Genomic DNA, 23,974 nt, shown 5'->3' on the forward strand with positions numbered 1-23,974 from the left:
TTTTCAATGCATTCCATGTTTAAAACCGCACTGGCCGCCGCACTCATTTCGGCTGCCGCTCCCTCGTTCGCCGAAGTGGTCGTCGTGGTTGGCGCCAAGAGCCCGGCCGCCACCATGACGAACGAGCAGGTCGCCCAGTTCTTCCTCGGCAAATCGTCGGCGATGACACCGATCGACCAGCCGGAAAGCTCGGCGATTCGCAACGAGTTCTACAAGAAAGTGGCCGACAAGGAAGCATCGCAGGCGAAGGCGCTGTGGTCGAAGCTGGTGTTTACCGGCAAGGCGACCTTGCCGAAGGAAGTTGCCGGCAGCGCCGACGTCAAGAAAGCCGCTGCCGCCGATCCGAAAGCGATCGGGTACATCGAAAAAAGCGCGGTTGACGCCACCGTCAAGGTTGTGCTGACGGCACCGTAATTTGGTTCAAGCCAGTTCCAGCTAGCAGTACCGGGCCTATCCCGCCGCGTTCGCGGCGCGACAGGCCTGTTCCAACTCAGGAAGCAAGATGAATATCAAGCGCAGGATTTGGGCATTACCGGTCATCTCGACCATCATTTTCGGCCTCGGCGTAGCCGCCAGCGCGACCATCGCGACGGGCGCGCTCGGGTCGATCCGCATGACAGAACAAGTCGATTATCCGGTGCTCGACGCTGCCAAGACTATCACGCTCGATGTCGGCGCCGTGGCCGATGCGCTGCGCGACGCCGTCACCGAAGGCGACAAGGCGCGGATCGCCCAGGTCGGCGAGCAGGCCGGCAAGCTGCGCGCCAAGATTGCCGCGTTCGGCAAGATCGACGGCCAGGCCGGCAACGGCGAACGGCTCACCAAGGAATTCGACGCCTATTACGCGCCGGCGCTGTCGGCCGCGAAGATCATGCTGGAAATGGAAGAAGGCGATCCGCAGGCGACCGTCGCGCGCATGCAGAGCACGCTGGCGACCCTGAACGCGGACCTGGCCAAGACCAACGCGGCGGCGCAGCAGCAATTCAAGGCCGGCATCGCCAACAGCGAAGCGAGCGTGCGCAAGGTTGTCAGCGCGATGGTGCTGACCGCGCTGGTGGTGGTGGCGAGCCTGGCGCTGGTGTCGTTTTTCGTCGTGCGCGCCATCTGGCAGCAGCTCGGCGGCGAGCCCGAATATGCGCGCCAGATCGCGCGCGCGGTGGCCGACGGCGACCTGTCGATGGAGATTGTGACCGATGCTGGCGACCGCAGCAGCCTGCTGGCGGCGCTGAAAGAAATGCGCACGCGGCTCGGCACGATGGTGGCCGAGATCAAGCTGTCGGCCGAGACGATCCAGACCGCCAGTGCGGAAATTGCCAGTGGCAACGCCGACCTGGCCAGCCGCACCGAATCGCAAGCGGGAAGCCTGGACCAGACGTCGCGGGCCATCGAAGCGCTGACCGGCACCGTGCGCCAGAATGCCGGCAACGCCAGCCAGGCCAACCAGCTGGTGATCGACGCTTCGAGCATCGCCACCCGCGGCGGCCAGGTCGTCAGCGGCGTGGTCACGACGATGGGCGACATCAATACATCGGCGAAAAAGATTGTCGACATCATTTCGGTGATCGACGGTATCGCGTTCCAGACCAACATCCTGGCGCTCAATGCCGCAGTCGAAGCGGCGCGGGCCGGCGAGCAGGGACGCGGCTTTGCGGTGGTGGCGGCGGAAGTGCGCAACCTGGCCCAGCGCAGTGCAGGCGCCGCCAAGGAAATCAAGGAGCTGATCGGCGACTCGGTCGCCAAGGTCAATGCCGGCAGCGCGCTGGTCGACGAGGCCGGCCTGACGATGGGGCAAATCGTGGAATCGGTGCGCAAGGTTGCCGACATCATGGTCGAGATCAGCGCGGCGAGCCAGGCACAAAGTGCCGGCATTGACGAGATTGGTCGCGCGGTTGTCAGCATGGACGAGATGACGCAGCAGAACTCTGCGCTGGTGGAGGAAGCGTCGGCCGCCGCCGAATCGCTGACGGACCAGACCAACCAGCTCAGCGTCGCGCTGAACGTATTCAAGCTGACCGGCGCCTCGGCGACAGTGCCGGCGCTGACGTACGGCTAATCTCACCCCGCGGCAACCTGGGGTCAGGTCTGACAATCGGACAAATCCACGGGGTCACTTGTGACAACGGACAAATCCGGCTGGTCCTGCTTCCGGCGTAGCATGTACATGCTACAAAACGGGCATTTTACGGACTGGAAGATCGCCCCGAAGCAAGCACCTTTATTACTGCTGGTTCTAGGAAGCTCCACTCTTATGGTGTTTGCTTAAGAGACCTGACCCCAGCGTCGGGGTGCGCGCTCGGACACTGGTCAAACTTGCAAGAGGCGCGCGAGTGCCTTAGAATCAAACGCTCTGCGGCCGCCACCTGGCGCCGGACTTTCTGGGCCTGGCCCGCTGCGATGTCCCCTGCGTTTTCATGCTGTTTTCCTGTCGGTGAGCCTTGAGTACCGTGCCCATCTGGGCGCTGGTCATCGCGCTCATCATCCTCATCCTGTGCTCGGGTTTTTTCGCCATGGCGGAAACGGCGTTGATGGCGGCCAACAAGTATCGGCTGCGCCACCTGGCCAAGCGCGGTCACCGCGGCGCCATCACGACCCTGTGGCTGCTGGAACGCACCGACAAGCTGTTGTCGGTGGTACTCATCGCCAATACCCTGATCAACGCCATGGCCACCGCGCTGGTGATCGCCATCGCCATCCTGCACTTCGGCCCCGGGGAAACCGTGCTCGTCATCGCTACCGCGGTGCTGGCCTTCCTGCTGATCGTGTTCGCCGAAGTGTCGCCGAAAGTGATCGGCGCCACCTATCCCGAGAAAATCGCGCTGGCCAGCAGCGTCGTGCTCAAGCCGCTGATGACGGCATTGCAGCCGGTGCTGTGGTTCGTCAACCTGTTCGTCACCATGGTTCTGAAGTTGTTGCGCATCAAGTCGGGCGGCAATGCCGACGAGCACCGCGTCTCGCCCGACGAGCTGCGCTCGATCGTGATGGAAGGCGGTAACTTCATTCCGCAGAAGCATAAAAGCATCCTGCTCAACCTGTTCGACCTGGAAACCATCTCGGTCGAGGACATCATGACCCCGCGCTCGCAGATCGAGGCACTGAACCTGGCGGTGCCGGTCGACGAGATCAAGCACCAGCTGACGACCTGCTATCACAACATGCTGCTGGTATACGAAGGCGAAATCAACCAGATCGTCGGCGTGCTGCACGTGCGCAAGGCGGTGGCGCTGCTGAACGAGGAGGACGAACTGACGGTCGAGCATTTCCGCGAACTGCTCAGCGCGCCCTATTACATCCCGCAAGACACCGGCGTGTTCACGCAGTTGCAGTATTTCCAGGAGAACAAGGAGCGGCTCGGCATCATCGTCGACGAATACGGCGAAGTGCAGGGCCTGGTCACGCTGGAAGACATCATCGAGGAAATGATCGGCGAGTTCACGACGTCGGTGCCGGGCGCGGCGCGCAGCGAATCGTTCAGCTGGGATGCGAATGGCGAATGCCTGCTGGAAGGATCGACCCCGCTGCGCGACATCAACAAGCGGCTCGACCTGGACTTCCCGGTAGACGGGCCGAAGACCCTCAACGGCCTGCTGCTGGAAGAGTTGCAGGAAATACCTGACGCCGCAATCAGTGTCAAAATCGGCAACTGTGTTATCGAAGTGATACAGGCGCAGAATCAGTCGATCAAGGTCGTCAAGCTGACGCGGCCGCCCGGCAAGCGTCCGGCCTGACCTGGCAACGCCGCGTCATCCGGCAGCATGCCATTTTGTCTACGTGGTATGCATGCCTCTTTCCTGCGACAAACCCTTTACAAAAATGATGCCCGGAGGCATGATCTGATGCAGTTTCGCCGAAACCGTCCGTCGTGGACCGGTGAATTTTTGTCCATCCTCCCTCCCAACCCCGCGCGCATATGGCAGCAGTGATCCCCAACACGGCTTCAGGCACTCCGATGTCGGGATTGGCGCGCGCGCTCACGCAAGCCGGTCGCCTCACCGCGGCGCAGGCCGATGCGCTGCAAAAGAAGGCGCTGGCCGACAAGGTGCTGTTCATCGACACCCTCGTTACCAGCGGCCTGATCGACTCGCGCGGGCTGGCGGCGTTCTGCGGCGAAACGTTCGGCTATCCGATCATGGACCTGGCCAGCTTCAACGTGTCGCTGCTGCCGCCGAAAGTGATCGACGACAAGCTGATGCAGGCGCAGCGGGTCATCGCGCTGGCCAAGCGCGGCAACAAGATGTCGGTGGCGATCTCGGACCCGACCAACCGCCAGGCACTCGACCAGATCAAGTTCCAGAGCGAAGCGTCGGTCGAACCGGTGATCGTGCCGCACGACGCTCTGCTGGCCTTGCTGGCGACGCTGGGCAAGAGCGCCGAGCAGAGCCTGCAGGACCTGGCCGGCGACGAGCAGGACATCGAGTTTGCCGACGACACCCCCGCCGCGGCTGTGCCCGAAGCGGGCAACGACATCGAAGACGCGCCGATCGTCAAGTTCCTCAACAAGATCCTGATGGACGCGATCAACCTGGGCGCGTCCGACATCCACTTCGAGCCGTTCGAAAAGTTCTACCGGATCCGCCTGCGCGTCGACGGCGTGCTGCGCGAACACGCCCAGCCGCCGATCACCATCCGCGACAAGCTGGTGTCGCGCATCAAGGTGCTCGCCAAGCTCGACATCTCCGAGAAGCGCGTGCCGCAGGACGGCCGCATGCGCCTGGTACTGTCGCCGGTGAAGACGATCGACTTCCGGGTCAGCACGCTGCCGACGCTGTTCGGTGAAAAAACCGTCATGCGTATTCTCGACGCCACGCAGGCCCAGATGGGCATCGACGCGCTCGGCTACGACCCGGACCAGAAAGAACTGCTGATGGAGGCGATCCAGCGGCCGTACGGCATGGTGCTGGTGACCGGCCCGACCGGTTCGGGCAAGACGGTGTCGCTGTACACCTGCCTGAACGTCATCAACAAGCCCGGCATCAACATCTCCACCGCGGAAGATCCGGCCGAGATCAACCTGCCGGGCGTGAACCAGGTCAACGTCAACGACCGCGCCGGCCTCACTTTCCCGGTCGCGCTCAAGTCGTTCCTGCGCCAGGATCCGGACATCATCATGGTCGGCGAGATCCGCGACCTCGAGACGGCCGACATCGCCATCAAGGCGGCGCAGACCGGCCACATGGTGTTTTCCACGCTGCACACCAACGACGCGCCGTCGACGTTGACGCGCCTGATGAACATGGGCGTGGCGCCGTTCAACATTGCCTCGTCCGTCATCATGATCACCGCGCAGCGCCTGACGCGCCGCCTGTGCACCTGCAAGCAGCCGGTCGAGACGAGCCGCGAGATCCTGCTGGCAGCGGGCTTTCGGCCGGAGGAACTCGAAGGCGGCTGGAAAGCGTATGGCCCGGTCGGCTGTGACCGCTGCCTCGGCGGTGGCTACAAGGGCCGCGTCGGCATCTACCAGATCATGCCGATCACGCCGGCCATCGAGCAAATTATTCTCGCCAATGGCAATTCGATGCAAATCGCGGCCCAGTCGGAACTGGAGGGCGTGAAGTCGCTGCGCCGTTCCGGCCTGATGAAAGTCAAGCAGGGGCTCACGAGCCTGGAAGAAGTGCTTGGCTGCACAAACGAATAGGAAAAATCATCATGGCAATCTCGACATCGAAAGCCGGCTCGGCACACATCAAGGAATCGGTCTACTCCTGGGAAGGCAAAGACAAGTCCGGCAAGACCGTGCGCGGCGAACTGCGCGCCGGCGGCGAGGCCATTGTCAACGTCACCTTGCGCCGCCAGGGCGTGATGGTCACCAAGATCAAGAAGAAGGTCTACCGCAGCGGCAAGAAAATCAGCGGCAAGGACATCGCGCTGTTCACCCGCCAGCTGGCAACGATGATGAAGGCCGGCGTTCCTCTGCTGCAATCGTTCGACATCGTCGGCAAGGGCCACGCCAATCCGTCGATGTCGAAGCTGATCATGGACCTGCGCTCGGACATCGAGACCGGCACCAGCCTGAACAACGCATTTCGCAAGTATCCGCTGTATTTCGACCCGCTGTTTTGCAACCTGGTCGGCGCCGGCGAGCAAGCCGGTATCCTGGAAGACCTGCTGACGCGCCTGGCCATCTACAAAGAGAAGACGCTGGCCATCAAGGCGAAGATCAAGTCGGCGCTGATGTATCCGGTGTCGATCCTGGCGATCGCGTTCGTGGTGACTGCCGTCATCATGATCTGGGTGGTGCCGGCGTTTAAATCGGTGTTTGCCAGCTTTGGCGCCAACCTGCCGGCGCCAACGCTGGTTGTGATGGGCATTTCCGAATTCTTCGTGCAATGGTGGTGGGCCATTTTCGGCATCATCGGCGGCACCATCTATTTCTTCTTCCAGGCCTGGCAGCGCTCGCTGAAGGTGCAGCGCTTCATGGACATCGCGCTGCTGAAGGCGCCGATTTTCGGCACCGTGATCCGCAAGGCGGCGATCGCGCGCTGGACGCGCACGCTGGCAACCATGTTTGCCGCCGGCGTGCCGCTGGTCGAAGCGCTCGACTCGGTCGGCGGCGCCGCCGGCAACGCGGTCTACCTCGACGCCACGCGCAAGATTCAAAATGAAGTTTCCACCGGCACCAGCCTGACGGTAGCGATGCAAAATGCCAACGTGTTCCCGAACCTGGTGACGCAGATGGTGGCGATCGGCGAAGAGTCGGGCGCGCTCGATTCCATGCTGAGCAAGGTCGCCGACTTCTTCGAGGAGGAAGTCGACGAAGCCGTCGCCGCGCTGTCGTCGCTGATGGAGCCGTTGATCATGGTCATTCTCGGCGTGCTGATCGGCGGCCTGGTGATTGCCATGTACCTGCCTATCTTCAAGCTCGGCTCGGTGGTTTAAAGCTTGTAAATCGCGTCGAACAAGCAAAAAACGCACCGCTATGGTGCGTTTTTCTTTTGCTGCGTGATCTTTCGCACCTTGCATATGCTCGTCACCACGACAATCAGTCTTGAGCAGACAGCCGCTGTCAGATGAGATAAAGTCGTGACGGGCCTTAGTCAGCCAGCAGCGGACATCTCAATTTGAAAGAATCCAAGGGGACGCCATGAACAAACAGATCATCCTCAACCTGCCCGTGAAGGACCTGGAAAAATCGAAGGCCTTCTTTTCCGCTCTCGGCTTTACCTTCGTTGCCCGATTTAGCGGAGAGAACGCAGCTTTCATGAACATCGTCGACGGCACCATCCAGGCCATGCTGACGTCCGAACCCTTCTTCCAGTCCCTGATCGACAAGCCCGTCGCGAATGCAAGAGAAGCGAATGAAGTCGTCATCTGCCTGAGTTGCGAAAGCCGGGAAGAGGTGGACAGCCTGATCGCCAAGGCCGTTGCCGCGGGTGGCCGCACCCCGCATCCTCCCGAAGACCACGGCTTTATGTATGACCAGGGCTTCGAGGATATCGATGGCCACCTGTGGAACCTGGTCTGGACGGCGTCAGAAGCTTGATACAACTTACGCACATGAGAAATCGGATTAATGTGCATGACCTGCCCGAGTTTGACCCGGCCCTTCATTTGGACAGTGCCGAATCGGCTTTGTCCCGAATAACGGCGGCAACCTTCAATCCACCGGCAACGCCGACCGGAACACTACCACCGGCACTTTTATGTATGCCAGCACCCTCTTGGTCGCCGCCCCCGCCGTGTTGAAGATGCTTGCGGTGCCCTCTAGCCTGTTTATCCTTCCATGCGTGGTCGCAAGGCGGTCGCACCAAAAAAATGTTCTTTAGAGGATAACCAGAGTCCGTACGTTTAGGCGGCAAAGTGAGGAACCCGATGAGGAAGATAAATGCTTGCCGAAAGCAATACGCCGCCTTCCTGCGGGTTGTCATGCTTCTCTCGATCACATCGTGCGCCGATCAGAGTTTGCGATTCAGTTTCAGCGAAGGATGATTGGTATCGAAACTTACGCCGGATGAACTGTCAAAAACAATAGCTGAGCTGGAAAATGTTGATGAGAAAAATCTCCCACCTGGCATGTCCGGAGGAGTGATGATACAGGGGCAATTGGCCGCCCGTTTGCCCAATGATAGGTTCGGGCAAACTGTTTGGCCGCGCACTACAGAATATTTACTGCCCAGCTTGATGGCCGCTTTTATATATGGAACGGGATGGTCATCAGCCTGCAACGCGCGTCAGTACACGATTGACTCCCTGTAATCGGTCGATTACACTACCTCATGCCTTCGGTCCGGCTCCTACCAGAGTTTTCAAACTGGCTCGACAACATTCAAGACACGCGCGTCCGAGATGCGGTGGTTGCCCGAATCAAACGACTGCAGCATGGTTTGTTGGGCGATATAGAACCTATTGGTGAGTCTGTATCGGAGATTCGCATCCACCTTGGGGCGGGCTGGCGTATTTATATTACTCAGCGGAGCGGGGAGGTTGTGGTATTGCTTGCGGGCGGCTCGAAGCGCACGCAGAAACGCGACATCATCCGCGCTAAAAAACTCGCTGCACTTCTGGAGTAAGGCTATGAGCAAAGCAGATCGACACATTAACGTAGCGGACCTTCCTGAGTTCGATGCCGCCTTGTACCTGGACAGCCCCGAGTCAATCGCCGCCTATCTGACGGACATCCTGGCGGCTGGAGACGCTTCCCTGCTGGCGTCTGCCTTGGGCGATATCACTCGCGCGCGTGGCATGACGGAGGTAGCGAAATCTGCCGGCATCACGCGCGAGGCGCTTTACAAGGCGTTGCGTCCTGAGAGCGCGCCTCGTTTCGACACAATCAATCGGGTGTGTACCGCGCTCGGAGTGCGCCTGGTCGCCGAGCCGCTTCCCAACTAACCGACCAGGCAGCGGCGGCCAGCGCCTCAATCCACCGGCAGCGCCGGGCGGAATACCACTACCGGCACCTTCGCATACGCCAGCACCTTCTGCGTCTGGCTGCCGGCGATCAGCTTGCTCAGCCCGCGCCGCCCGTGCGATGCCATGAAGATCGCGTCGCAGCCGTACTCCGCGGCGGCGCGGATAATTTCCTCGTACGGCAGGAACGACAGCGAGGTGTGCGTCTCGCACTTGACGCCGCCCGCCCGCGCAACACTGGCGACCGCATCGACCGTCTCCTGTGCCACCCGCTGCATCTCGGCGCTGTCGATCGCCGGATCGATCAGCATCGCGCCATCGACCGCCGGCAGCAGCGGATACGGCTGCGCCACCGAGAACGCCACCAGGGTCGCGCCGGCCACGCGGGCATAGTCGACTGCTTCGGCGATCGCCTTGCCGGCCAACTCCGAGCCGTCGGTCGGTACCAGGATTTTCTTCCACATGATTGTTGCTCCTAATGGGACATCAAGACCGGGATGGTCATCGCCGCCAGCACGGTCTGCGTCGCACCGCCCAGCAACACTTCGCGAAAACGGGTGTGGCCGTAGCCGCCCATCACCATCAGGTCGGCGCCAAGGTCGGCCGCCAGCGATAGCAGCGCGTTGCCGACATCGATGTCGGTCTCTCCGGCGCGTACCTCGACATTGACGCCGTGGCGCGCAAGATACAGCGCGATGTCGGCGCCGGCCAGGCGCGGCTCGTCGCCGGCGTTGAACACGGCCAGCGTCGTTGTGCAGGCACGCCGCAGCAACGGCAGGCTGTTCGCTACCGCACGGCTGGCCGGCAGGCTCTCGTCCCACGCCACCAGCGCATGCTCGCCGAAGGTCGCAGCGGCGTTGGCGTAGGGCACCACCAGCAGCGGGCAGGCGCTGTTGAGCATCACGTATGCGGGCAATCCGGAGTCGAGGCGAGCGACCGGATCGTCGCGATCGAACTGGCTTACCACTACCAGGTCGGCATAGCGCGCCTGCTGCACCAGCGCGCCGGCGGCGGCGTCGTCGACCAGACGCTGCTCGAACGACAGGCCGGCGCAGGTCCCGGCAATGGCGTCGAAGCGCGCCAGCGCGTCGTTGGCCTTGTCGACCAGCACGTCGACCTGGGCGGCGAGCACGGTGCGTGCCAGATCAACCGTGGCGCCATGATAAATAGAGCGCGAGATGCCGGTCATGGCCGCGCCGATCAGGTGAGCGTTGTTGTCGGCTGCAATCTTTGCGGCGAGGGCAATGCGGGCCGGGGCATGCACTGACTGGTCGACATGGACGAGGATAGTTTTGTACGACATGCGACTCCCTGTTGTTGGACGGGCAACCAGGTCCATTGCCAATACTTGCAGTTTGTCAGTTCGTCACCAAGATATCCTTGATGCACGTCAAGCCAATGCGGGCATTTTCGTAGGTGACTCAAAGCAAGAAGGTCCAAATTTCAGCGCTTTGATTTGCCAGACGACGGGGATCGCGTCTATGATAAGTTATTCCTGCGATGCAACATGCATCGCAGCGCTATGCCCCTATGTTGGAGTGTTATGCTTCCGGAAACTCTTTTGTTCGCAGCGCCCGGTTCGCTCGGAGCAGCCCTGGCCGCCGGCCTGTTCGGATTGCTCATCGGCAGCTTCCTGAATGTCGTCATCTACAGGATCCCGAAGATGATGCAGCGTGAATCGGACAACTACGTGGCGCACGAAAGCGGCAAGGAGTTGCCGTACCAGGACAAGTTCAACTTGATGGTGCCGCGCTCGGCCTGCCCGCATTGCGGCCACCAGATTACGGCACTTGAAAACATCCCGGTGATCAGCTACCTGGCGCTCGGCGGCAAGTGCAGTGCCTGCAAGGCGCCGATTTCGATGCGCTACCCGGCCATCGAACTGGTCGCCGGCCTGCTTTCTGCTTTGCTGGTATGGCAATTCGGCAGCGGCTGGACCGGCCTGGCCACGCTCGGCTTCGGTTACGCATTGCTGGCAATGACCGCGATCGACTTCGACACCCAGCTGCTGCCCGACGACCTGACCTTCCCGCTGCTGTGGGCCGGCCTGCTGATCAACCTGAACGGCACGTTTGCGCCGCTGCAAGACGCGGTCATCGGCGCCGCCGCCGGCTACCTGGTGCTGTGGGCAATCTACTGGCTGTTCAAACTGGCGACCGGCAAGGAAGGAATGGGCTATGGTGATTTCAAGCTGCTGGCCGCGCTCGGCGCGTGGCTCGGCTGGACCATGCTGCCGACCATCATCTTGATTTCGTCGGCGGTCGGCGCGGTGGTCGGCATCTGCCTGATCGTATTTACCAGGCATGGCCGCGAGAAGCCGATCCCGTTCGGGCCTTACCTGGCCGCGGCCGGCCTGATCGCGCTGCTGTACGGCACCCCGATCGCCGCCTACACCAACCGCCTCATCGGCTAAGGCGATGCCGGCCGGCGAGGAACACATGGACACACGGCACGCTCCCTTGTTGCACATCGGCCTGACCGGCGGCATCGGCTGCGGCAAGACCACCGTCGCCAACATGTTCGCCGCGCTCGGCGCCAGCATCGTCGACACCGACCTGATCGCCCATTCGATGACGGTGCCTGGCGGGCCGGCGATGGCCGCAATCGGCGCCGCATTTGGCGAGCGATACATCACGCCCGACGGCGCGCTCGACCGCGCTGCGATGCGCGCGCTGGTGTTCTCCGACCCTGCCGCCAAGGTGCGTTTGGAGGGCATCCTGCACCCGCTGATCCGCGCCGCCGCCGAGGCTGAAGCGGCCGCGGCGCGAGGCAGTTATGTGATCTTCGTCGTGCCGCTGTTAATCGAATCGGGCAGCTGGCAAGGCCGCGTGGCGCGCGTGCTGGCGATCGACTGCTCGGAGGCGACGCAAATATCGCGCGTGATGGCCCGCAATGGCTTGCAAGAAGCGCAAGTGAAGGCCATCATGGCGGCACAGTTCACGCGGCAGCAACGCCTGGCGGCCGCCGCCGACGTCATCGTCAACGACGACGGCATCGCCGCCCTCGCCCCCCAGGTAGAGGCCTTGCACCAGGTTTATATGGCAATTTCGGCCAGAATGGCCGGAATACCAATGCAGCGTTTGTAATTTTGCGCCGCTTGGGTCAGAATCACGTGATTCTTCGCCAGCCTAAATAAAGGGATGTCATTTTGATCGTCTACGAATACCCTTTCAACGAGCGCATACGCACGTTGTTGCGGCTGGAAGACTTGTACGAAAAATTTAAGTTCTTTGTTCATCAAGAACATGCGATGCAACACCACGTCGCCCTGTCCACCATTTTCGACATGCTCGAAGTGGCCGGCCGCGCCGACCTCAAATCCGACCTGCTGCAAGAACTGGAACGGCAGAAGCAAAGCCTGCTGAGCTACCGCTCGAATCCGAACGTGGCCGCCGAGATGCTCGACGCCGTGCTCGCCGAACTGGAGGGCGTCAGCGCCAGCCTGGTGTCGGCGCAGGGCAAGACCGGCCAGAACGTGCGCGACAACGAGTGGCTGATGAGCATTCGCGGCCGCACCATAATCCCTGGCGGCGCCTGCGAATTCGATTTACCCTCGTATTACGCCTGGCAGAAGCGGCCGGCCGAGCAGCGCTACAACGACATCGTCACGTGGTTCGCGCCGCTGGCGCCGCTGTTCGACGCGCTGGCGCTGGTGCTGCGCCTGCTGCGCGACTCCGGCGGCCCGGTCAAGATGATCGCCAGCGCCGGCAGCTACCAGCAAATGCTGCAGGGAAAGGTGTACCAGATGCTGCGCCTGACGCTCGATGAAAGCCTCGGCGCCATCCCCGAAATATCGGCCAATAAATACATGTTGTGGGTTCGCTTTACGACCCAGGGCGGCGACCTCAAGCCGAAGCCGCTGGAAGACGACGTACCGTTCGAACTCACGCTGTGCAACTTTTAAGATGTGAGTGAATTGCCATGACCGTAGTAGCCTGCCCCACCTGTGCCAGAAGAGTCGAATGGACTGAGGCCAACAAGTACCGCCCGTTTTGTTCCGAGCGCTGCAAGCAGATCGACCTGGGCGCCTGGGCCGAAGAGAAGTTCGTGATTCCCGGCGGCGCACCCACCGATCCGCTGGACGATCCACTGGCGGACCACTGACCCCGACCGGACGACTTACGCGGTCACGCCCTGCGGCACGAAGATCGGCTTGTTCGAGCGGCCGTAGCGGTCCATGAACAGCCCTTCCAGTCCGATCTCCGGCTGCTTGCCCGACACCAGGTCGGCCAGCACGCGCGCGGAGCCGCACGCCATCGTCCAGCCGAGCGTGCCGTGGCCGGTATTGAGGAACAGGTTGCCAAACGGCGTTGGCCCCATCACCGGCGTGCCGTCCGGCGTCATCGGCCGCAGGCCGCACCAGAACTCCGCCTTCGATGTGTCGCCGCCCTTCGGAAACAGGTCGCTCACCGAGTGCTCCAACGTGTCGCGCCGCGCCTGGTGCAGGCTCAGATCGTAGCCGGCGATTTCAGCGGTGCCGCCAACCCGGATGCGGTCGCCCAGGCGCGTGATCGCCACCTTGAACGTCTCGTCCATCACCGTCGACTCCGGCGCGCCGGCAGCGTCGACGATCGGGATCGTGATCGAATAGCCCTTGACCGGATAGACCGGAATGCGGATGCCCACCTGGCGCAGCAGCAGCGGCGAATAGCTGCCCAGCGCCAGCACGAACGAATCAGCTTTCAGCTGGCCCTTGTCGGTCACCACGCCGGTGATGCGCTCGCCCTCGACGACCAGGCGCTGGATGTCGACGCCGTGACGGAACTTGACGCCCAAGCCTTCGGCCATCTGCGCCAGGCGCTGGGTGAACTTGAAGCAGTCGCCGGTCTCGTCGCCGGGCAGCTGCAGGCCGCCGACAAACTTGCCGCGCACGTTCGACAGCGCCGGTTCGACCTGCTCGCAGCCCTGCGGGTCGAGCAGCGAATACGGCACGCCGTAGCGCTTGAGCACCGCGATGTCGGCAGCCGATCCGTCGAGCTGCTTCTGGGTGCGAAACAGCTGCAAGGTGCCCTGCGAGCGCTCATCGTAGGCGATGCCGGTATCGGCGCGCAGCTCGACGAGGCAATCGCGCGAGTACTCGGCCAGGCGCACCATGCGGCCCTTGTTGATCTCGTAGCTCTTCTGGTTGCAGTTGGCCAGCATCTGGAACATCCAGCGCCACATCTCGGGGTCGAACGCCGGGCGCACCACCAGCGGGCTATGCTGCATCAGCAGCCATTTGACGGCCTTCATCGGCACGCCGGGACCGGCCCACGGCGCCGAATAGCCGGGCGAGACTTCGCCGGCGTTGGCGAAACTGGTTTCCATACCGGCGGCCGGCTGGCGGTCGATGACGGTCACTTCATGGCCAGCCCTGGCCAGGTAATAGGCCGACGTGGTGCCGATGACGCCACTACCCAAGACGATTATTTTCACTGCAAGTCCTTGTGCAAATTTAGAGAGCGGACGAGGCCGAAGCCGGCAGGATCGCCGCCGGGGTATCGCATCCATCGTCCGACGCGCCGACCGACGGATAAGTCGGATAGCGCACCTGGTCCAGCCATTCCAGCAGGGGGATCGTTGCCGGCAGCAGCGGCGCCACGCCGACCGCGCCCTGCCACGCAAAGGCCTGCCCCTCCAGGCTTTGCGGTTCGCCGCGCCATGCGCGGCTGATGAAAAAATGCAGTCGTACGTGGGCGTGTTCGTACACGTGTTCGATGCCGCACCACTCGTCGGCGCTGATAACGTCGAGTCCCAGCTCCTCGACAAATTCGCGCTGCAGCGCGGCGAACAGCTCCTCGCCCGCTTCGACTTTCCCGCCCGGGAATTCCCAGTAGCCGGCGTACGGTTTGCCGGCCGGGCGCTGGCCGAGCAGGACGTCGCCGTTCGGCTGCATCAGGATGCCGACGACGACATCGATCGGGCCGGCCTTCGCCTCATGCATCGGGCAGCTTCCCGGCGTGATCCTTGGCGAACTGCCAGGCGACCCGGCCTGAACGCGAGCCGCGCTGCAGCGCCCAGCGCAGCGCATCGGCGCGCGCCGCCTCGATCTGCGCGGCGTCGCAGCCGAACGTGCCGAGCCAATGGGCGACGATGTCGAGGTAGTCGTCCTGCTTGAACGGGTAGAACGACAGCCACAGGCCGAAGCGCTCCGACAGCGAGATTTTTTCCTCCACCGTTTCGCCCGGATGCAGGTCGCCGTTGTCGTCCGACTTGTAGCTGGCGTTGTCCGACATCCGCTCCGGCATCAGGTGGCGCCGGTTCGACGTCGCGTAAATGAGCACGTTGTCCGACTGCGCAGAGATCGAGCCGTCCAGCGCCACCTTGAGCGCCTTGTAGCCGCTCTCGCCCTCTTCGAACGACAAGTCGTCGCAAAAGATGATGAAGCGCTCGGGCCGGCCGGCAACCAGGTCGACGATGTCGGTCAGCTCGGCCAGGTCGGCCTTGTCGACTTCGATCAGGCGCAGGCCGTCGCCCGCAAACTGGTTCAGGCACGCCTTGATCAGCGACGACTTGCCGGTGCCGCGCGCGCCGGTCAGCAGCACGTTGTTGGCCGGGCGCTTTTGCACGAACTGGCGCGTATTCTGCTCGATCTGCAGTTTCTGGTTGCCGATGTTATGCAGGTCCGACAGCGTGATGGTCGAGGCATGCATGACCGGCTGAAGGAAGCCGCTGCCGCCGCGCTTTTTCCAGCGGAACGCGAAGCTGCGCTTCCAGTCCGGCTCGCGCGGGATGGCCGGCGGCAGCACGCCTTCGACGCGCAGCAGCAGTGCTTCGGCGCGCAGCAGGAATTGTTCGAGCGGCGTCATGGCGTTACGAGCGGTAGTCGGCGTTAATCGTCACGTATTCGTGCGACAGGTCGCAGGTCCACACCGTAGCGGCGGCATCGCCGCGGCCGAGCGTGACGCGCACCGTGATTTCGCTTTGCTTCATGACGCGCTGGCCGTCCGCTTCCTGGTAGTCCGGATTGCGGCCGCCGTTCTTGGCCACCCAGACGTCGTCGAGGTACATATCGAGCTTGGACACATCGAGGTCGTCGACGCCGGCGTAGCCGATCGCCGCCAGGATGCGGCCAAGGTTCGGGTCGGAGGCGAAGAACGCGGTCTTGACCAGCGGCGAGTGGGCGATCGAGTAGGCGATCTTGCGGCACTCGTCGACGCTGCTTCCCTCTTCCACCGTGATGGTGATGAACTTGGTCGCGCCCTCGCCGTCGCGGATGATCTGCTGCGCCAGGTTGCGGGCGATATCGGTGACGGCATCCCGCAGCGCGGCGTAGTGCGGCGAGGCGACGTCGTCGACTTCGAGGTTGCCGGCGCCGGTGGCGATCAGCATGAACGAGTCGTTGGTCGAGGTGTCGCCGTCGATGGTGATGCAGTTGAACGACTGGTCGGCGGCGTGGCGCACCAGCTGCTCGAGCACCGGCTGCGCCACCTTGGCGTCGAACGCCAGATAGCCCAGCATGGTGGCCATGTTCGGCTTGATCATGCCGGCGCCCTTGCTGATGCCGGTCATGGTGACGGTGTGGCCGCCGATGGTGATGGTGCGCGACGCAGCTTTTGGCTGGGTATCGGTGGTCATGATCGCTTCGGCCGCGTTGAACCAGTTGTCCTGCTTCAGGTTCGCGATAGCGGCCGGCAGACCGGCGACGATTTTCTCGACCGGCAGCGGTTCGAGAATCACGCCGGTCGAAAACGGCAGCACCTGCTGCGGCTCGCAGCCGAGCAGCCTGGCCAGCGCGGCGCACGTCTCGTGCGCTTTCGCCAGGCCCGATTCGCCGGTGCCGGCGTTGGCGTTGCCGGTGTTGACCACCAGCGCGCGGATCGGCGCGCCGCCGGCCGTCACTGCCGCCAGGTTCGCCTTGCTGACCTGGACCGGCGCGGCGCAGAAGCGGTTCTTGGTGAACACGCCGGCGACCGTGGCGGTGGCGGCCAGCGTCATCACCAGCACGTCCTTGCGGTTCGGCTTCTTGATGCCGGCTTGGGCGAAGCCGATGTCGATGCCGGCGACCGGTTTCAGGTCGGCGGCGACGGGCAGGGGGGAATTGACGGCCATGGCGGGTATCCAACGGTTAAATTCGAAGCCGCTATTGTACCGCCTGCATTCGCAAAGGCCAGCGACGCTTGTTCTTCTGTCCATCACTTTCGCGCGGTGCGGATTAACCCTAACGAATCGATGCTGCCGCCACAGAAAAGCTGGGGTCAGGTCTGACATTCGGACATTCCTGCCTAGTTTTGCCGTACCCCATGCACGTGCGGCCCAACCGCCGGGTTAAAACTTGCCATCCGGCCATTCCTTTCGCTCGAAAGGCGAGACTGATGGCAACGAAATGTCCGAATGCCAGACCTGACCCCAGACAGATGTCCGAATGTCAGACCTGACCCCAGCATTGGATGGATGGATTGCTTGTCAAAAAGCAAAGCCGGTCTGGGTTGTCGTAGCAAAATTGGCAGCGGGATGCTACCGAGGACGCCGATCATGACCTGGCTGGATAATTCGAGAATACTGGCGATCTTCGCGGTCGTGTTCCTGCACGTGGCGGCGATCGTCGTCACCGGCACCGAGATCGGCTCGCTGTACTGGTGGGCCGGCAACCTGTACGACTCGGCCCTGCGCTGGTGCGTGCCGGTGTTTGTCATGATCAGCGGCGCCCTGCTGCTCAATCCGGCCAAGGCGGAGGACATCAAAACCTTCTACGCCAAGCGCGCCTCGCGCATCGTCGCACCGCTGGTTTTCTGGTCGCTGGTGTACCTGGCGTGGAACGCGCTCAAGACCAGCATGGCCGGCAACCAGTTCGCGCCAATCTCGCTTCTGCGCGGGCTGGCGTCGGGCAAGCCGCACTACCACATGTGGTTCCTCTACATGATCGTGGTGCTGTACCTGTTCACGCCGTTCTTCAGGATGATCACGCGCTCGGCCACCCGCGCCGAAATCGGCACCATCACGTTCCTCTCGTTCGCCATCGCCGCCCTCAATTCGGTCGTCACCGCGTTGTACCCATCGGGACCGAGCCTGTTCGCGAACTGGTTCCTCGCGTATATCCCCTACTTTTTCCTCGGCTACCTGATCACCATCACCGACGTGCGTGCCCCGCGCGCGATGCTGTGGACCACGCTGGTGCTGACGATCGCCGCCACTGCGGCCGGCTGCCGGCTGCTGGCGCACTACCGGTCGCTCGACGCCGGGCTGTATTTTTATAACTACCTGAGCATTACCGTCATCCCGATGTCGATCAGCGTGATGGTTCTGCTTAAAGAATGGAACAAGCCGTTCATCAGCAGCGAAGCGGCGCGCACGCTGTCGCGCTTGACCCTCGGCGTGTACCTGATCCACCCGATCATTTTCGAAACACTGAGCGATTTTGTCGTCAAGCCCTGCGACTACCAGCCGGCGCTCGCGGTACCTCTGCTGACCATCACGGTGTATGCGAGCTCGCTGGCGGTAGCATGGGCGATCGCGAAAACGCCGTGGATGAATCGGACGATATGAGCCTCGCCTGGGCGACGCGCACCGCCGCCTCAACCATCTGCGCACGCGGGAAATCGTTGCGGTTGACACCCAGCAGCCGCGCCGTGGGCAGCGCCAGCGCGATCGCGAAATGGTCGGCGTTGGCGTAGGCGAGCAGTGCGCCGCGCGGCAGGACGGCGTCGGAGTAGATCATCTGGCCATCGTTGCGGCGGTCGATCGGCGCCAGGCGGCGCTGGAAAACCGAAAACACCGACGACATGCGCGCCGGCGTCGGCAGCCCGACAATCGAAAAATACAGCGGCTTGGCGGGCAGCCGGTGCGTCGCCAGCCAGTTGGCGCGGTACTCGCGCGTCAGGGTACGCACGGCGCCGCCATCGCTTTGTGCGCACCGGCCCACCGGCAGGCGCGCGGCGGTGGCGTCGTACAGCCGCACCATGCGATCGGCTGCATGCGAACCCTTGACCACGCCGGCCACGCTGATGAAGGCGCCGACGTTGTCCGCCATGTCCGGATAGGCCGCCAGCGCGGTCATCGTGTCGGCCACGCCCTTCGAGTAGGCGACGATCACCAGCTGCAAGTCCGGCATCGCCGCGCGCTCGCCGGCGACGTGCGCGCGGATGATGGCGGCGTTGGCCTCGGCGCTGGCGCGCCCCAACACCGGCGCATGGCTGACGCGGTAACCGACGGCGCGCAGGCGCGTCGCGGCGTCGCCGAAGGTCGGCACGGAGGGCAGGCATTCGCCGAACAGGCCGCCGACCATCACGACATTCACCGCCGGCGCGCTGCCGATTGGCGGCGTGTCGACCACGGCCGCGGCCTCGTCGGGAAAGCGGCGCAGCCTGTCGCTGCAATCGGCGCCAGGATCGTCGCGCTGCATCACGGCGCAGAACACGGCGCGGTATTCGGCACGGGCATCGGCGACAGGGGCAACCGGCGGCGCAGCCGCACAAGCGACATGCGCGGCCCACCACAGCACCATCGCCGCTGCCGTGAGAATCGTTCGTGATACGGCCATGCCTTTCCTCTCTAAACACTTCGCCAAGTTCAGCATGGATCCCTGCTTGCGCCAGGATGACGTGCTCGCGGGCGAACGAAAAAAAAGCGGCGGGGTTTTCACCCTGCCGCTCTTTTCAAGTGCGCGCCGCCTTAAGCGAGCTTGCCATGGCACGCCTTGAACTTCTTGCCGCTGCCGCAAGGACATGGGTCGTTGCGGCCGACCTTGACGCCCATATAGCCTTCTTCGGCCGGCGCAGCGCTTGGCGCCGCTGTCGGCGCCAGCAGTTCCTCGGGCGCCGCGTTCGGGTTGAAGTCGGCGTGCTGGAAGTTGAGGTTCTCGACGTGCGCCTGCTGCGCCGCGATGGCCGCTTCGGCCGCGTCGATCTCGTCGCGCGACTGGATCCGCACCGTCATCACCATCCGCACTACTTCGTTCTTGATCTGGTCGAGCATGCTGCCGAACAGTTCGAACGCTTCGCGCTTGTATTCCTGCTTCGGGTTCTTCTGCGCGTAACCGCGCAGGTGGATACCCTGGCGCAGGTGGTCGAGCGCGGCGAGGTGCTCGCGCCAATGGCTGTCGACGCTTTGCAGCATGACGTTGCGCTCGAAACCGCCGAACGATTCCTTGCCGACGACAGCGATCTTGGCATTGTACGAGTCGTCCGCGGCCGCCAGCACCTTCTCGAGGATGTCGTCGTCGGTGACGTTCTGGTCGTTGGCGAGCATCTGCTGCAGCGGCACGTCGAGGTTCCACTCGCCGGCCAGCGTTTTTTCCAGCGCCGGGATGTCCCACTGCTCTTCGACCGATTCGGCCGGCACGTGGGCGCGCACGACGTCCTGGAAGACGCCCACGCGCAGCGAGCCAATCAGCTCGGAAATGTCGGTCGTCTCCAGCAGTTCGTTACGCTGGGTGTAGATCACCTTGCGCTGGTCGTTGGCGACGTCGTCGTACTCGAGCAGCTGCTTGCGGATGTCGAAGTTGCGCGCCTCGACCTTGCGCTGCGCCGATTCGATCGAGCGCGAGACGATGCCCGCTTCAATCGGTTCGCCTTCCGGCATCTTCAGGCGGTCCATCACGGCGCGCACGCGGTCGCCCGCGAAGATGCGCAGCAGCGCGTCGTCGAGCGACAGGTAGAAGCGCGACGATCCCGGATCGCCCTGGCGCGCCGAACGGCCGCGCAACTGGTTGTCGACGCGGCGCGATTCGTGGCGCTCGGTGCCGATGATGTGCAGGCCGCCGGCATTGACGACGTGGTCATGCAGCGACTGCCATTCGTCGCGCAGCTTGTGCGACTGCGCTTCTTTTTCCGATTCCGGCAGGGCGATGTTCTCTTCGATCAGCTGGATCTGCTTTTCGACGTTACCGCCCAAAACGATGTCGGTACCGCGGCCGGCCATGTTGGTGGCGATGGTGATCATCTTCGGACGACCCGCCTGCGCGATGATTTCCGCTTCGCGTGCATGCTGCTTGGCGTTGAGGACATTGTGTTCGAGATTGGCGCCGGTCAGGATACCGGACAGCAGTTCGGAGTTCTCGATCGACGTGGTGCCGACCAATACCGGCTGGCCGCGCTCGTAGCAGTCGCGGATATCGACCAGCATGGCGCCGTACTTTTCTTGCGCCGACTTGTAGACCTGGTCCTGGCGATCGACGCGCTTGGACGGACGGTTCGGCGGAATCACCACCGTCTCGAGGCCGTAGATCTCCTGGAACTCGTACGCTTCGGTGTCGGCGGTACCGGTCATGCCGGACAGCTTGGCGTACATGCGGAAGTAGTTCTGGAACGTGATCGAGGCCAGCGTCTGGTTCTCGTTCTGGATCTTCACGCCCTCTTTGGCTTCGACCGCCTGGTGCAGGCCGTCGGACCAGCGGCGGCCGGTCATCAGGCGGCCGGTGAATTCGTCGACGATCACCACTTCATCGTTCTGCACCACGTAATGGGTGTCCTTGTGGTACAGCGCGTGGGCGCGCAGCGCCGCGTACAGGTGGTGGATCAGGGTGATGTTGGCGGCGTCGTACAGCGAAGCGCCTTCCGGCAGCAGACCCATTTTGGTCAGGATCGCTTCGGCGTTCTCGTGGCCCGCTTCGGTCAGCAGCACCGAATGCGCCTTCTCGTCCTTGGTGTAGTCGCCCGGGACTTCGACGACGCCTTTGCCGTCAGGCGTTTCTTCGCCGATCTGCATCGTCAGCATGCCCGGCACTTCGTTGATCTTGTGGTACAGGTCCGTGTGGTTCTCGGCCTGGCCGGAGATGATCAGCGGGGTGCGCGCTTCGTCGATCAGGATCGAGTCGACTTCATCGACGACGGCGAAGTTGAGCGAACGCTGCACGCGCTCGCGCGCTTCGTAGACCATGTTGTCGCGCAGGTAGTCGAAGCCGAATTCGTTGTTGGTGCCGTAGGTGATGTCGGCGGCGTAGGCGGACTGCTTGGTGTCGTGGTCCATCTGCGACAGGTTCACGCCGGTCGTCAGGCCCAGCCAGCTGTACAGGCGGCCCATCCACTCGGCATCGCGCTGCGCCAGGTAGTCGTTGACGGTGATGACGTGCACGCCCTTGCCCGACAGCGCGTTCAGGTACGTCGGCAGGGTCGCCATCAGCGTTTTGCCTTCGCCCGTGCCCATCTCGGCGATCTTGCCGTAATGGAGGACCATGCCGCCGATCATCTGGACGTCGAAGTGGCGCATCTTGAGCACGCGCCGGGCCGCCTCGCGGCATACCGCGAACGCTTCGGGCAACAGGTCGTCGAGCGATTCGCCCTTCGCGATGCGGTCCTTGAATTCAGGTGTCTTGGCCTGGAGCTCAGCGTCGGACAGCTTTTCGATCTGAGGCTCGAGCGCGGAAATCTCGCGCACCGTCTTTTGATATTGCTTGAGCAGCCGCTGGTTGCGGCTACCGAAAATCTGGGTCAGTAATGACATGCTTGAATTCTTGAAAAATGCGCCGCGAAAAAGAGCCTGAATGTTATCAAATAGATACGCATCCAAAGCCGACTATGGCAAAAAGACAGTGATTTTATCATGCGATGTCGCCACACTTGGGGTTATCGGCCCGGATAACAAGTGCGTGCGGTAAAACAATGTTATCAAATTGTACCGCCCCGGCGCCAATCGCCCGTCGGCGGCCCAGCTGTGATATGTTGCGCCTCATGCGGTTCAATTCCCACAATCAAGGCATCGGCCATATCTACGGCACCAAGTCGCGGCAGACGTCCGTTGGCGCCACCAGCTTCCTGAGCGGCAACGCCAGGATGGCCAGCCTGCTGCCGGCGGCGATGCGCATGGCCAGCCTGCAAAAGGACTGCGCCGCCGCCCTGGCGCCGATGTTTGGCACCTGCGACGTGCTGTCGTTCGAGGACGCCCAGCTGGTGCTGGCGACGCCGACTTCGGCCGTCGCTGCCAAACTCAAGCAGCAGGTGCCAAAGCTGCAGGCGGCGCTGCAAAAGCGCGGCTGGCAAATCAATCATATACGCCTGAAGGTGCAGGTCACGCGCAGCATCCCTCCGGTGGTGCACACGCGCCAGCTGGACTTCCCGCCAACGGCGGTGGCGGCATTCGAGGAGCTCGGCAACACGCTGCCGGAAAACGCCCAGAATGCGTCGCTGATCGCGGCGATCAAGGCGATGGCGGCCAGGCGGCGCTAGGTCTTCCTTGTCGGGCCGGCGCTAGACCGGGGTCTGACCCCATCGGACTCGGCGTCCCCGTCAAACCCCGGAAGCAAAACTCAACCCGCGCTTACGTCAGCGCCCACTCGCGCGCCATCTGGCGCACGTACGACGCCGGCGCCGTGCCGGGCGCGTCGAACGAGACGATTTCATAGGCATCCGGCCGCGCCAGCAATTCGAGCAGCAGCAGGTTGTTCAGCGCGTGGCCCGACTTGTGGGCGTGGTAGCTGGCCAGCAGCGGATGGCCGACCAGGTACAGGTCGCCGATGGCGTCGAGGATCTTGTGGCGCACGAATTCGTCCTCGTAGCGCAGCCCGTCCGTATTGAGGATGCGGTACTCGTCCATCACGATGGCGTTTTCCAGCGAGCCGCCGCGCGCCAGGCCCATACCGCGCAGGCTCTCGACGTCCTGCATGAAGCCGAAGGTGCGCGCGCGCGCGACATCGTGCACGTACGAGACGTCGCCGAAATCGACCAGCGCGCGCTGGGTCGTGCCGTCCACTGCGGGATGGTTGAATTCGATGTAGAAGTCGAGCTTGAAGCCGTCGTGCGGCGACAGGCGCGCCCACTTTTCGTTGTCGCCGCTGCCCTGGCGTACTTCGACGTCTTTCAGCACGCGGATGAATTTTTTCGCCGCGCCCTGCTCCTGCACGCCGGCCTGCTGCAGCAGAAAGACGAACGACGACGCCGAGCCGTCCATGATCGGGATCTCTTCGGCCGAGACGTCGACGTACAGGTTGTCGATGCCAAGGCCGGCGCAGGCGGACATCAGGTGCTCGACGGTGGAGACGCGCGCCTTGTCCTTGATGAGCACCGAGGCCATGCGGGTGTCGCCGACCACGCCGGCGCTGGCGGGAAACTCGACCACCGGGTCGAGGTCGACGCGGCGAAACACGATGCCGGTGTCGACCGCCGCCGGACGCAAGGTCAACTCGACCTTGGTACCGGAGTGCAATCCGACGCCGATCGTGCGCACCAGCTGCTTGATGGTTCGTTGTTTTAACATGCAGCGATTATATCCAAGTTGGATG

General features: G+C 62.9%; 22 protein-coding genes and 1 pseudogene. 14 read left to right on the top strand and 9 right to left on the bottom strand.

Translation table 11 applies throughout. The annotated features are described in order from the left end of the window. Positions 1 to 15 precede the first annotated feature (15 nt). The 8 genes from ACP7DD_RS03630 to ACP7DD_RS03665 all read left to right on the top strand — a co-directional run bounded on the left by ACP7DD_RS03630 (position 16) and on the right by ACP7DD_RS03665 (position 8,823). Positions 16 to 414, top strand: a complete 399-nt coding sequence (locus ACP7DD_RS03630; RefSeq protein ID WP_426173582.1) for a hypothetical protein — start codon at positions 16 to 18, stop codon at positions 412 to 414. A gap of 88 nt (positions 415 to 502) precedes the next feature. After that, positions 503 to 2,053: a methyl-accepting chemotaxis protein gene (locus ACP7DD_RS03635; RefSeq protein WP_426173347.1), complete on the top strand. Its 1,551-nt coding sequence runs from the start codon at positions 503 to 505 to the stop codon at positions 2,051 to 2,053. 382 nt (positions 2,054 to 2,435) lie between these two features. Further along, complete coding sequence (locus tag ACP7DD_RS03640) at positions 2,436 to 3,725, top strand: HlyC/CorC family transporter (RefSeq protein WP_426173348.1); 1,290 nt, start codon at positions 2,436 to 2,438, stop codon at positions 3,723 to 3,725. Between the two features lie 221 nt (positions 3,726 to 3,946). Then, the gene (gene pilB / locus ACP7DD_RS03645; RefSeq protein ID WP_426173349.1) at positions 3,947 to 5,632 is read left to right on the top strand and encodes a type IV-A pilus assembly ATPase PilB; all 1,686 of its coding nucleotides are present in this window, start codon (positions 3,947 to 3,949) and stop codon (positions 5,630 to 5,632) included. An 11-nt stretch (positions 5,633 to 5,643) separates the two neighbouring features. Beyond that, positions 5,644 to 6,873, top strand: a complete 1,230-nt coding sequence (locus ACP7DD_RS03650; protein WP_426173350.1) for a type II secretion system F family protein — start codon at positions 5,644 to 5,646, stop codon at positions 6,871 to 6,873. A gap of 205 nt (positions 6,874 to 7,078) precedes the next feature. Then, positions 7,079 to 7,477 (top strand): VOC family protein, encoded by a 399-nt coding sequence (locus ACP7DD_RS03655; protein ID WP_426173351.1) that lies wholly within the window; start codon positions 7,079 to 7,081, stop codon positions 7,475 to 7,477. 733 nt (positions 7,478 to 8,210) lie between these two features. Further along, positions 8,211 to 8,504 (top strand): type II toxin-antitoxin system RelE/ParE family toxin, encoded by a 294-nt coding sequence (locus ACP7DD_RS03660; RefSeq protein WP_426173352.1) that lies wholly within the window; start codon positions 8,211 to 8,213, stop codon positions 8,502 to 8,504. A gap of 4 nt (positions 8,505 to 8,508) precedes the next feature. Next, complete coding sequence (locus ACP7DD_RS03665) at positions 8,509 to 8,823, top strand: addiction module antidote protein (RefSeq protein ID WP_426173353.1); 315 nt, start codon at positions 8,509 to 8,511, stop codon at positions 8,821 to 8,823. Between the two features lie 26 nt (positions 8,824 to 8,849). On the opposite strand, the gene ACP7DD_RS03670 is transcribed toward ACP7DD_RS03665, so the two are convergent. Both ACP7DD_RS03670 and ACP7DD_RS03675 read right to left on the bottom strand, forming a co-directional pair. After that, a complete protein-coding gene (locus tag ACP7DD_RS03670; protein ID WP_426173354.1) occupies positions 8,850 to 9,305 on the bottom strand; it encodes a universal stress protein in 456 nt (151 codons plus the stop codon). Positions 9,306 to 9,316: 11 nt separating this feature from the next. Beyond that, complete coding sequence (locus tag ACP7DD_RS03675; RefSeq protein ID WP_426173355.1) at positions 9,317 to 10,144, bottom strand: universal stress protein; 828 nt, start codon at positions 10,142 to 10,144, stop codon at positions 9,317 to 9,319. Between the two features lie 240 nt (positions 10,145 to 10,384). On the opposite strand from ACP7DD_RS03675, the gene ACP7DD_RS03680 reads away from it, so the two are divergent. From ACP7DD_RS03680 to ACP7DD_RS03695, 4 genes are all read left to right on the top strand, one after another. Beyond that, a complete protein-coding gene (locus ACP7DD_RS03680; protein ID WP_426173356.1) occupies positions 10,385 to 11,254 on the top strand; it encodes a prepilin peptidase in 870 nt (289 codons plus the stop codon). 25 nt (positions 11,255 to 11,279) lie between these two features. Then, positions 11,280 to 11,927 (top strand): dephospho-CoA kinase, encoded by a 648-nt coding sequence (gene coaE / locus ACP7DD_RS03685; RefSeq protein ID WP_426173357.1) that lies wholly within the window; start codon positions 11,280 to 11,282, stop codon positions 11,925 to 11,927. Between the two features lie 62 nt (positions 11,928 to 11,989). Next, positions 11,990 to 12,745 carry a cell division protein ZapD gene (gene zapD / locus ACP7DD_RS03690; protein ID WP_426173358.1) on the top strand — a complete coding sequence of 252 codons (756 nt, stop codon included), beginning with the start codon at positions 11,990 to 11,992 and terminating at the stop codon, positions 12,743 to 12,745. Positions 12,746 to 12,762: 17 nt separating this feature from the next. Beyond that, positions 12,763 to 12,945 (top strand): DNA gyrase inhibitor YacG, encoded by a 183-nt coding sequence (locus ACP7DD_RS03695; protein WP_426173359.1) that lies wholly within the window; start codon positions 12,763 to 12,765, stop codon positions 12,943 to 12,945. A gap of 15 nt (positions 12,946 to 12,960) precedes the next feature. On the opposite strand, the gene ACP7DD_RS03700 is transcribed toward ACP7DD_RS03695, so the two are convergent. The 4 genes and pseudogenes from ACP7DD_RS03700 to argJ all read right to left on the bottom strand — a co-directional run bounded on the left by ACP7DD_RS03700 (position 12,961) and on the right by argJ (position 16,872). Next, positions 12,961 to 14,256 (bottom strand): D-amino acid dehydrogenase, encoded by a 1,296-nt coding sequence (locus tag ACP7DD_RS03700; RefSeq protein ID WP_426173360.1) that lies wholly within the window; start codon positions 14,254 to 14,256, stop codon positions 12,961 to 12,963. Positions 14,257 to 14,362: 106 nt separating this feature from the next. Further along, positions 14,363 to 14,764: pseudogene (locus tag ACP7DD_RS03705) on the bottom strand (NUDIX domain-containing protein); the annotation flags it as partial. After that, a complete protein-coding gene (locus tag ACP7DD_RS03710; protein ID WP_426173361.1) occupies positions 14,757 to 15,629 on the bottom strand; it encodes an ATP-binding protein in 873 nt (290 codons plus the stop codon). The gene ACP7DD_RS03710 and the pseudogene ACP7DD_RS03705, both read right to left, overlap by 8 nt. Before the next feature lie 4 nt (positions 15,630 to 15,633). Further along, entirely contained in the window at positions 15,634 to 16,872 is a 1,239-nt protein-coding gene (gene argJ, locus ACP7DD_RS03715; RefSeq protein WP_426173362.1) for a bifunctional glutamate N-acetyltransferase/amino-acid acetyltransferase ArgJ, read from the bottom strand. Between the two features lie 423 nt (positions 16,873 to 17,295). On the opposite strand from argJ, the gene ACP7DD_RS03720 reads away from it, so the two are divergent. After that, positions 17,296 to 18,306, top strand: a complete 1,011-nt coding sequence (locus tag ACP7DD_RS03720; RefSeq protein WP_426173363.1) for an acyltransferase — start codon at positions 17,296 to 17,298, stop codon at positions 18,304 to 18,306. Here the strand turns inward: ACP7DD_RS03720 and ACP7DD_RS03725 are convergent. Together ACP7DD_RS03725 and secA are read right to left on the bottom strand one after the other, a co-directional pair. Continuing rightward, on the bottom strand, positions 18,233 to 19,300 hold the full coding sequence (locus ACP7DD_RS03725; RefSeq protein WP_426173364.1) for a hypothetical protein: 1,068 nt from the start codon (positions 19,298 to 19,300) through the stop codon (positions 18,233 to 18,235). The genes ACP7DD_RS03720 and ACP7DD_RS03725 overlap by 74 nt on opposite strands. A gap of 131 nt (positions 19,301 to 19,431) precedes the next feature. Beyond that, positions 19,432 to 22,200 carry a preprotein translocase subunit SecA gene (gene secA / locus ACP7DD_RS03730; protein ID WP_426173365.1) on the bottom strand — a complete coding sequence of 923 codons (2,769 nt, stop codon included), beginning with the start codon at positions 22,198 to 22,200 and terminating at the stop codon, positions 19,432 to 19,434. A 227-nt stretch (positions 22,201 to 22,427) separates the two neighbouring features. Here secA and ACP7DD_RS03735 point away from each other — a divergent pair, with 227 nt between their 5' ends. Further along, a complete protein-coding gene (locus ACP7DD_RS03735) occupies positions 22,428 to 22,922 on the top strand; it encodes a DciA family protein (RefSeq protein ID WP_426173366.1) in 495 nt (164 codons plus the stop codon). A gap of 91 nt (positions 22,923 to 23,013) precedes the next feature. Here the strand turns inward: ACP7DD_RS03735 and lpxC are convergent, their stop codons facing one another. Continuing rightward, positions 23,014 to 23,949, bottom strand: coding sequence for a UDP-3-O-acyl-N-acetylglucosamine deacetylase (lpxC, locus tag ACP7DD_RS03740; protein WP_426173367.1), 936 nt, complete (start codon positions 23,947 to 23,949; stop codon positions 23,014 to 23,016). Positions 23,950 to 23,974: the final 25 nt, after the last annotated feature.

It is taken from the genome of Massilia sp. TWR1-2-2 (assembly GCF_049897565.1).
Taxonomy (GTDB): domain Bacteria; phylum Pseudomonadota; class Gammaproteobacteria; order Burkholderiales; family Burkholderiaceae_D; genus JAFCUW01.

Excerpts from the sequence above, each read along its gene's own strand:
- ACP7DD_RS03630 (WP_426173582.1), top strand. The coding sequence starts at position 16 with ATGTTTAAAACCGCACTGGCCGCCGCACTCATTTCGGCTGCCGCTCCC.
- ACP7DD_RS03635 (WP_426173347.1), top strand. The coding sequence starts at position 503 with ATGAATATCAAGCGCAGGATTTGGGCATTACCGGTCATCTCGACCATC.
- pilB (WP_426173349.1), top strand. The coding sequence starts at position 3,947 with ATGTCGGGATTGGCGCGCGCGCTCACGCAAGCCGGTCGCCTCACCGCG.
- ACP7DD_RS03650 (WP_426173350.1), top strand. The coding sequence starts at position 5,644 with ATGGCAATCTCGACATCGAAAGCCGGCTCGGCACACATCAAGGAATCG.
- ACP7DD_RS03655 (WP_426173351.1), top strand. The coding sequence starts at position 7,079 with ATGAACAAACAGATCATCCTCAACCTGCCCGTGAAGGACCTGGAAAAA.
- ACP7DD_RS03660 (WP_426173352.1), top strand. The coding sequence starts at position 8,211 with ATGCCTTCGGTCCGGCTCCTACCAGAGTTTTCAAACTGGCTCGACAAC.
- ACP7DD_RS03665 (WP_426173353.1), top strand. The coding sequence starts at position 8,509 with ATGAGCAAAGCAGATCGACACATTAACGTAGCGGACCTTCCTGAGTTC.
- ACP7DD_RS03670 (WP_426173354.1), bottom strand. The coding sequence starts at position 9,305 with ATGTGGAAGAAAATCCTGGTACCGACCGACGGCTCGGAGTTGGCCGGC.
- ACP7DD_RS03675 (WP_426173355.1), bottom strand. The coding sequence starts at position 10,144 with ATGTCGTACAAAACTATCCTCGTCCATGTCGACCAGTCAGTGCATGCC.
- ACP7DD_RS03680 (WP_426173356.1), top strand. The coding sequence starts at position 10,385 with ATGCTTCCGGAAACTCTTTTGTTCGCAGCGCCCGGTTCGCTCGGAGCA.
- coaE (WP_426173357.1), top strand. The coding sequence starts at position 11,280 with ATGGACACACGGCACGCTCCCTTGTTGCACATCGGCCTGACCGGCGGC.
- ACP7DD_RS03695 (WP_426173359.1), top strand. The coding sequence starts at position 12,763 with ATGACCGTAGTAGCCTGCCCCACCTGTGCCAGAAGAGTCGAATGGACT.
- ACP7DD_RS03710 (WP_426173361.1), bottom strand. The coding sequence starts at position 15,629 with ATGACGCCGCTCGAACAATTCCTGCTGCGCGCCGAAGCACTGCTGCTG.
- argJ (WP_426173362.1), bottom strand. The coding sequence starts at position 16,872 with ATGGCCGTCAATTCCCCCCTGCCCGTCGCCGCCGACCTGAAACCGGTC.
- ACP7DD_RS03720 (WP_426173363.1), top strand. The coding sequence starts at position 17,296 with ATGACCTGGCTGGATAATTCGAGAATACTGGCGATCTTCGCGGTCGTG.
- ACP7DD_RS03725 (WP_426173364.1), bottom strand. The coding sequence starts at position 19,300 with ATGGCCGTATCACGAACGATTCTCACGGCAGCGGCGATGGTGCTGTGG.
- secA (WP_426173365.1), bottom strand. The coding sequence starts at position 22,200 with ATGTCATTACTGACCCAGATTTTCGGTAGCCGCAACCAGCGGCTGCTC.
- ACP7DD_RS03735 (WP_426173366.1), top strand. The coding sequence starts at position 22,428 with ATGCGGTTCAATTCCCACAATCAAGGCATCGGCCATATCTACGGCACC.
- lpxC (WP_426173367.1), bottom strand. The coding sequence starts at position 23,949 with ATGTTAAAACAACGAACCATCAAGCAGCTGGTGCGCACGATCGGCGTC.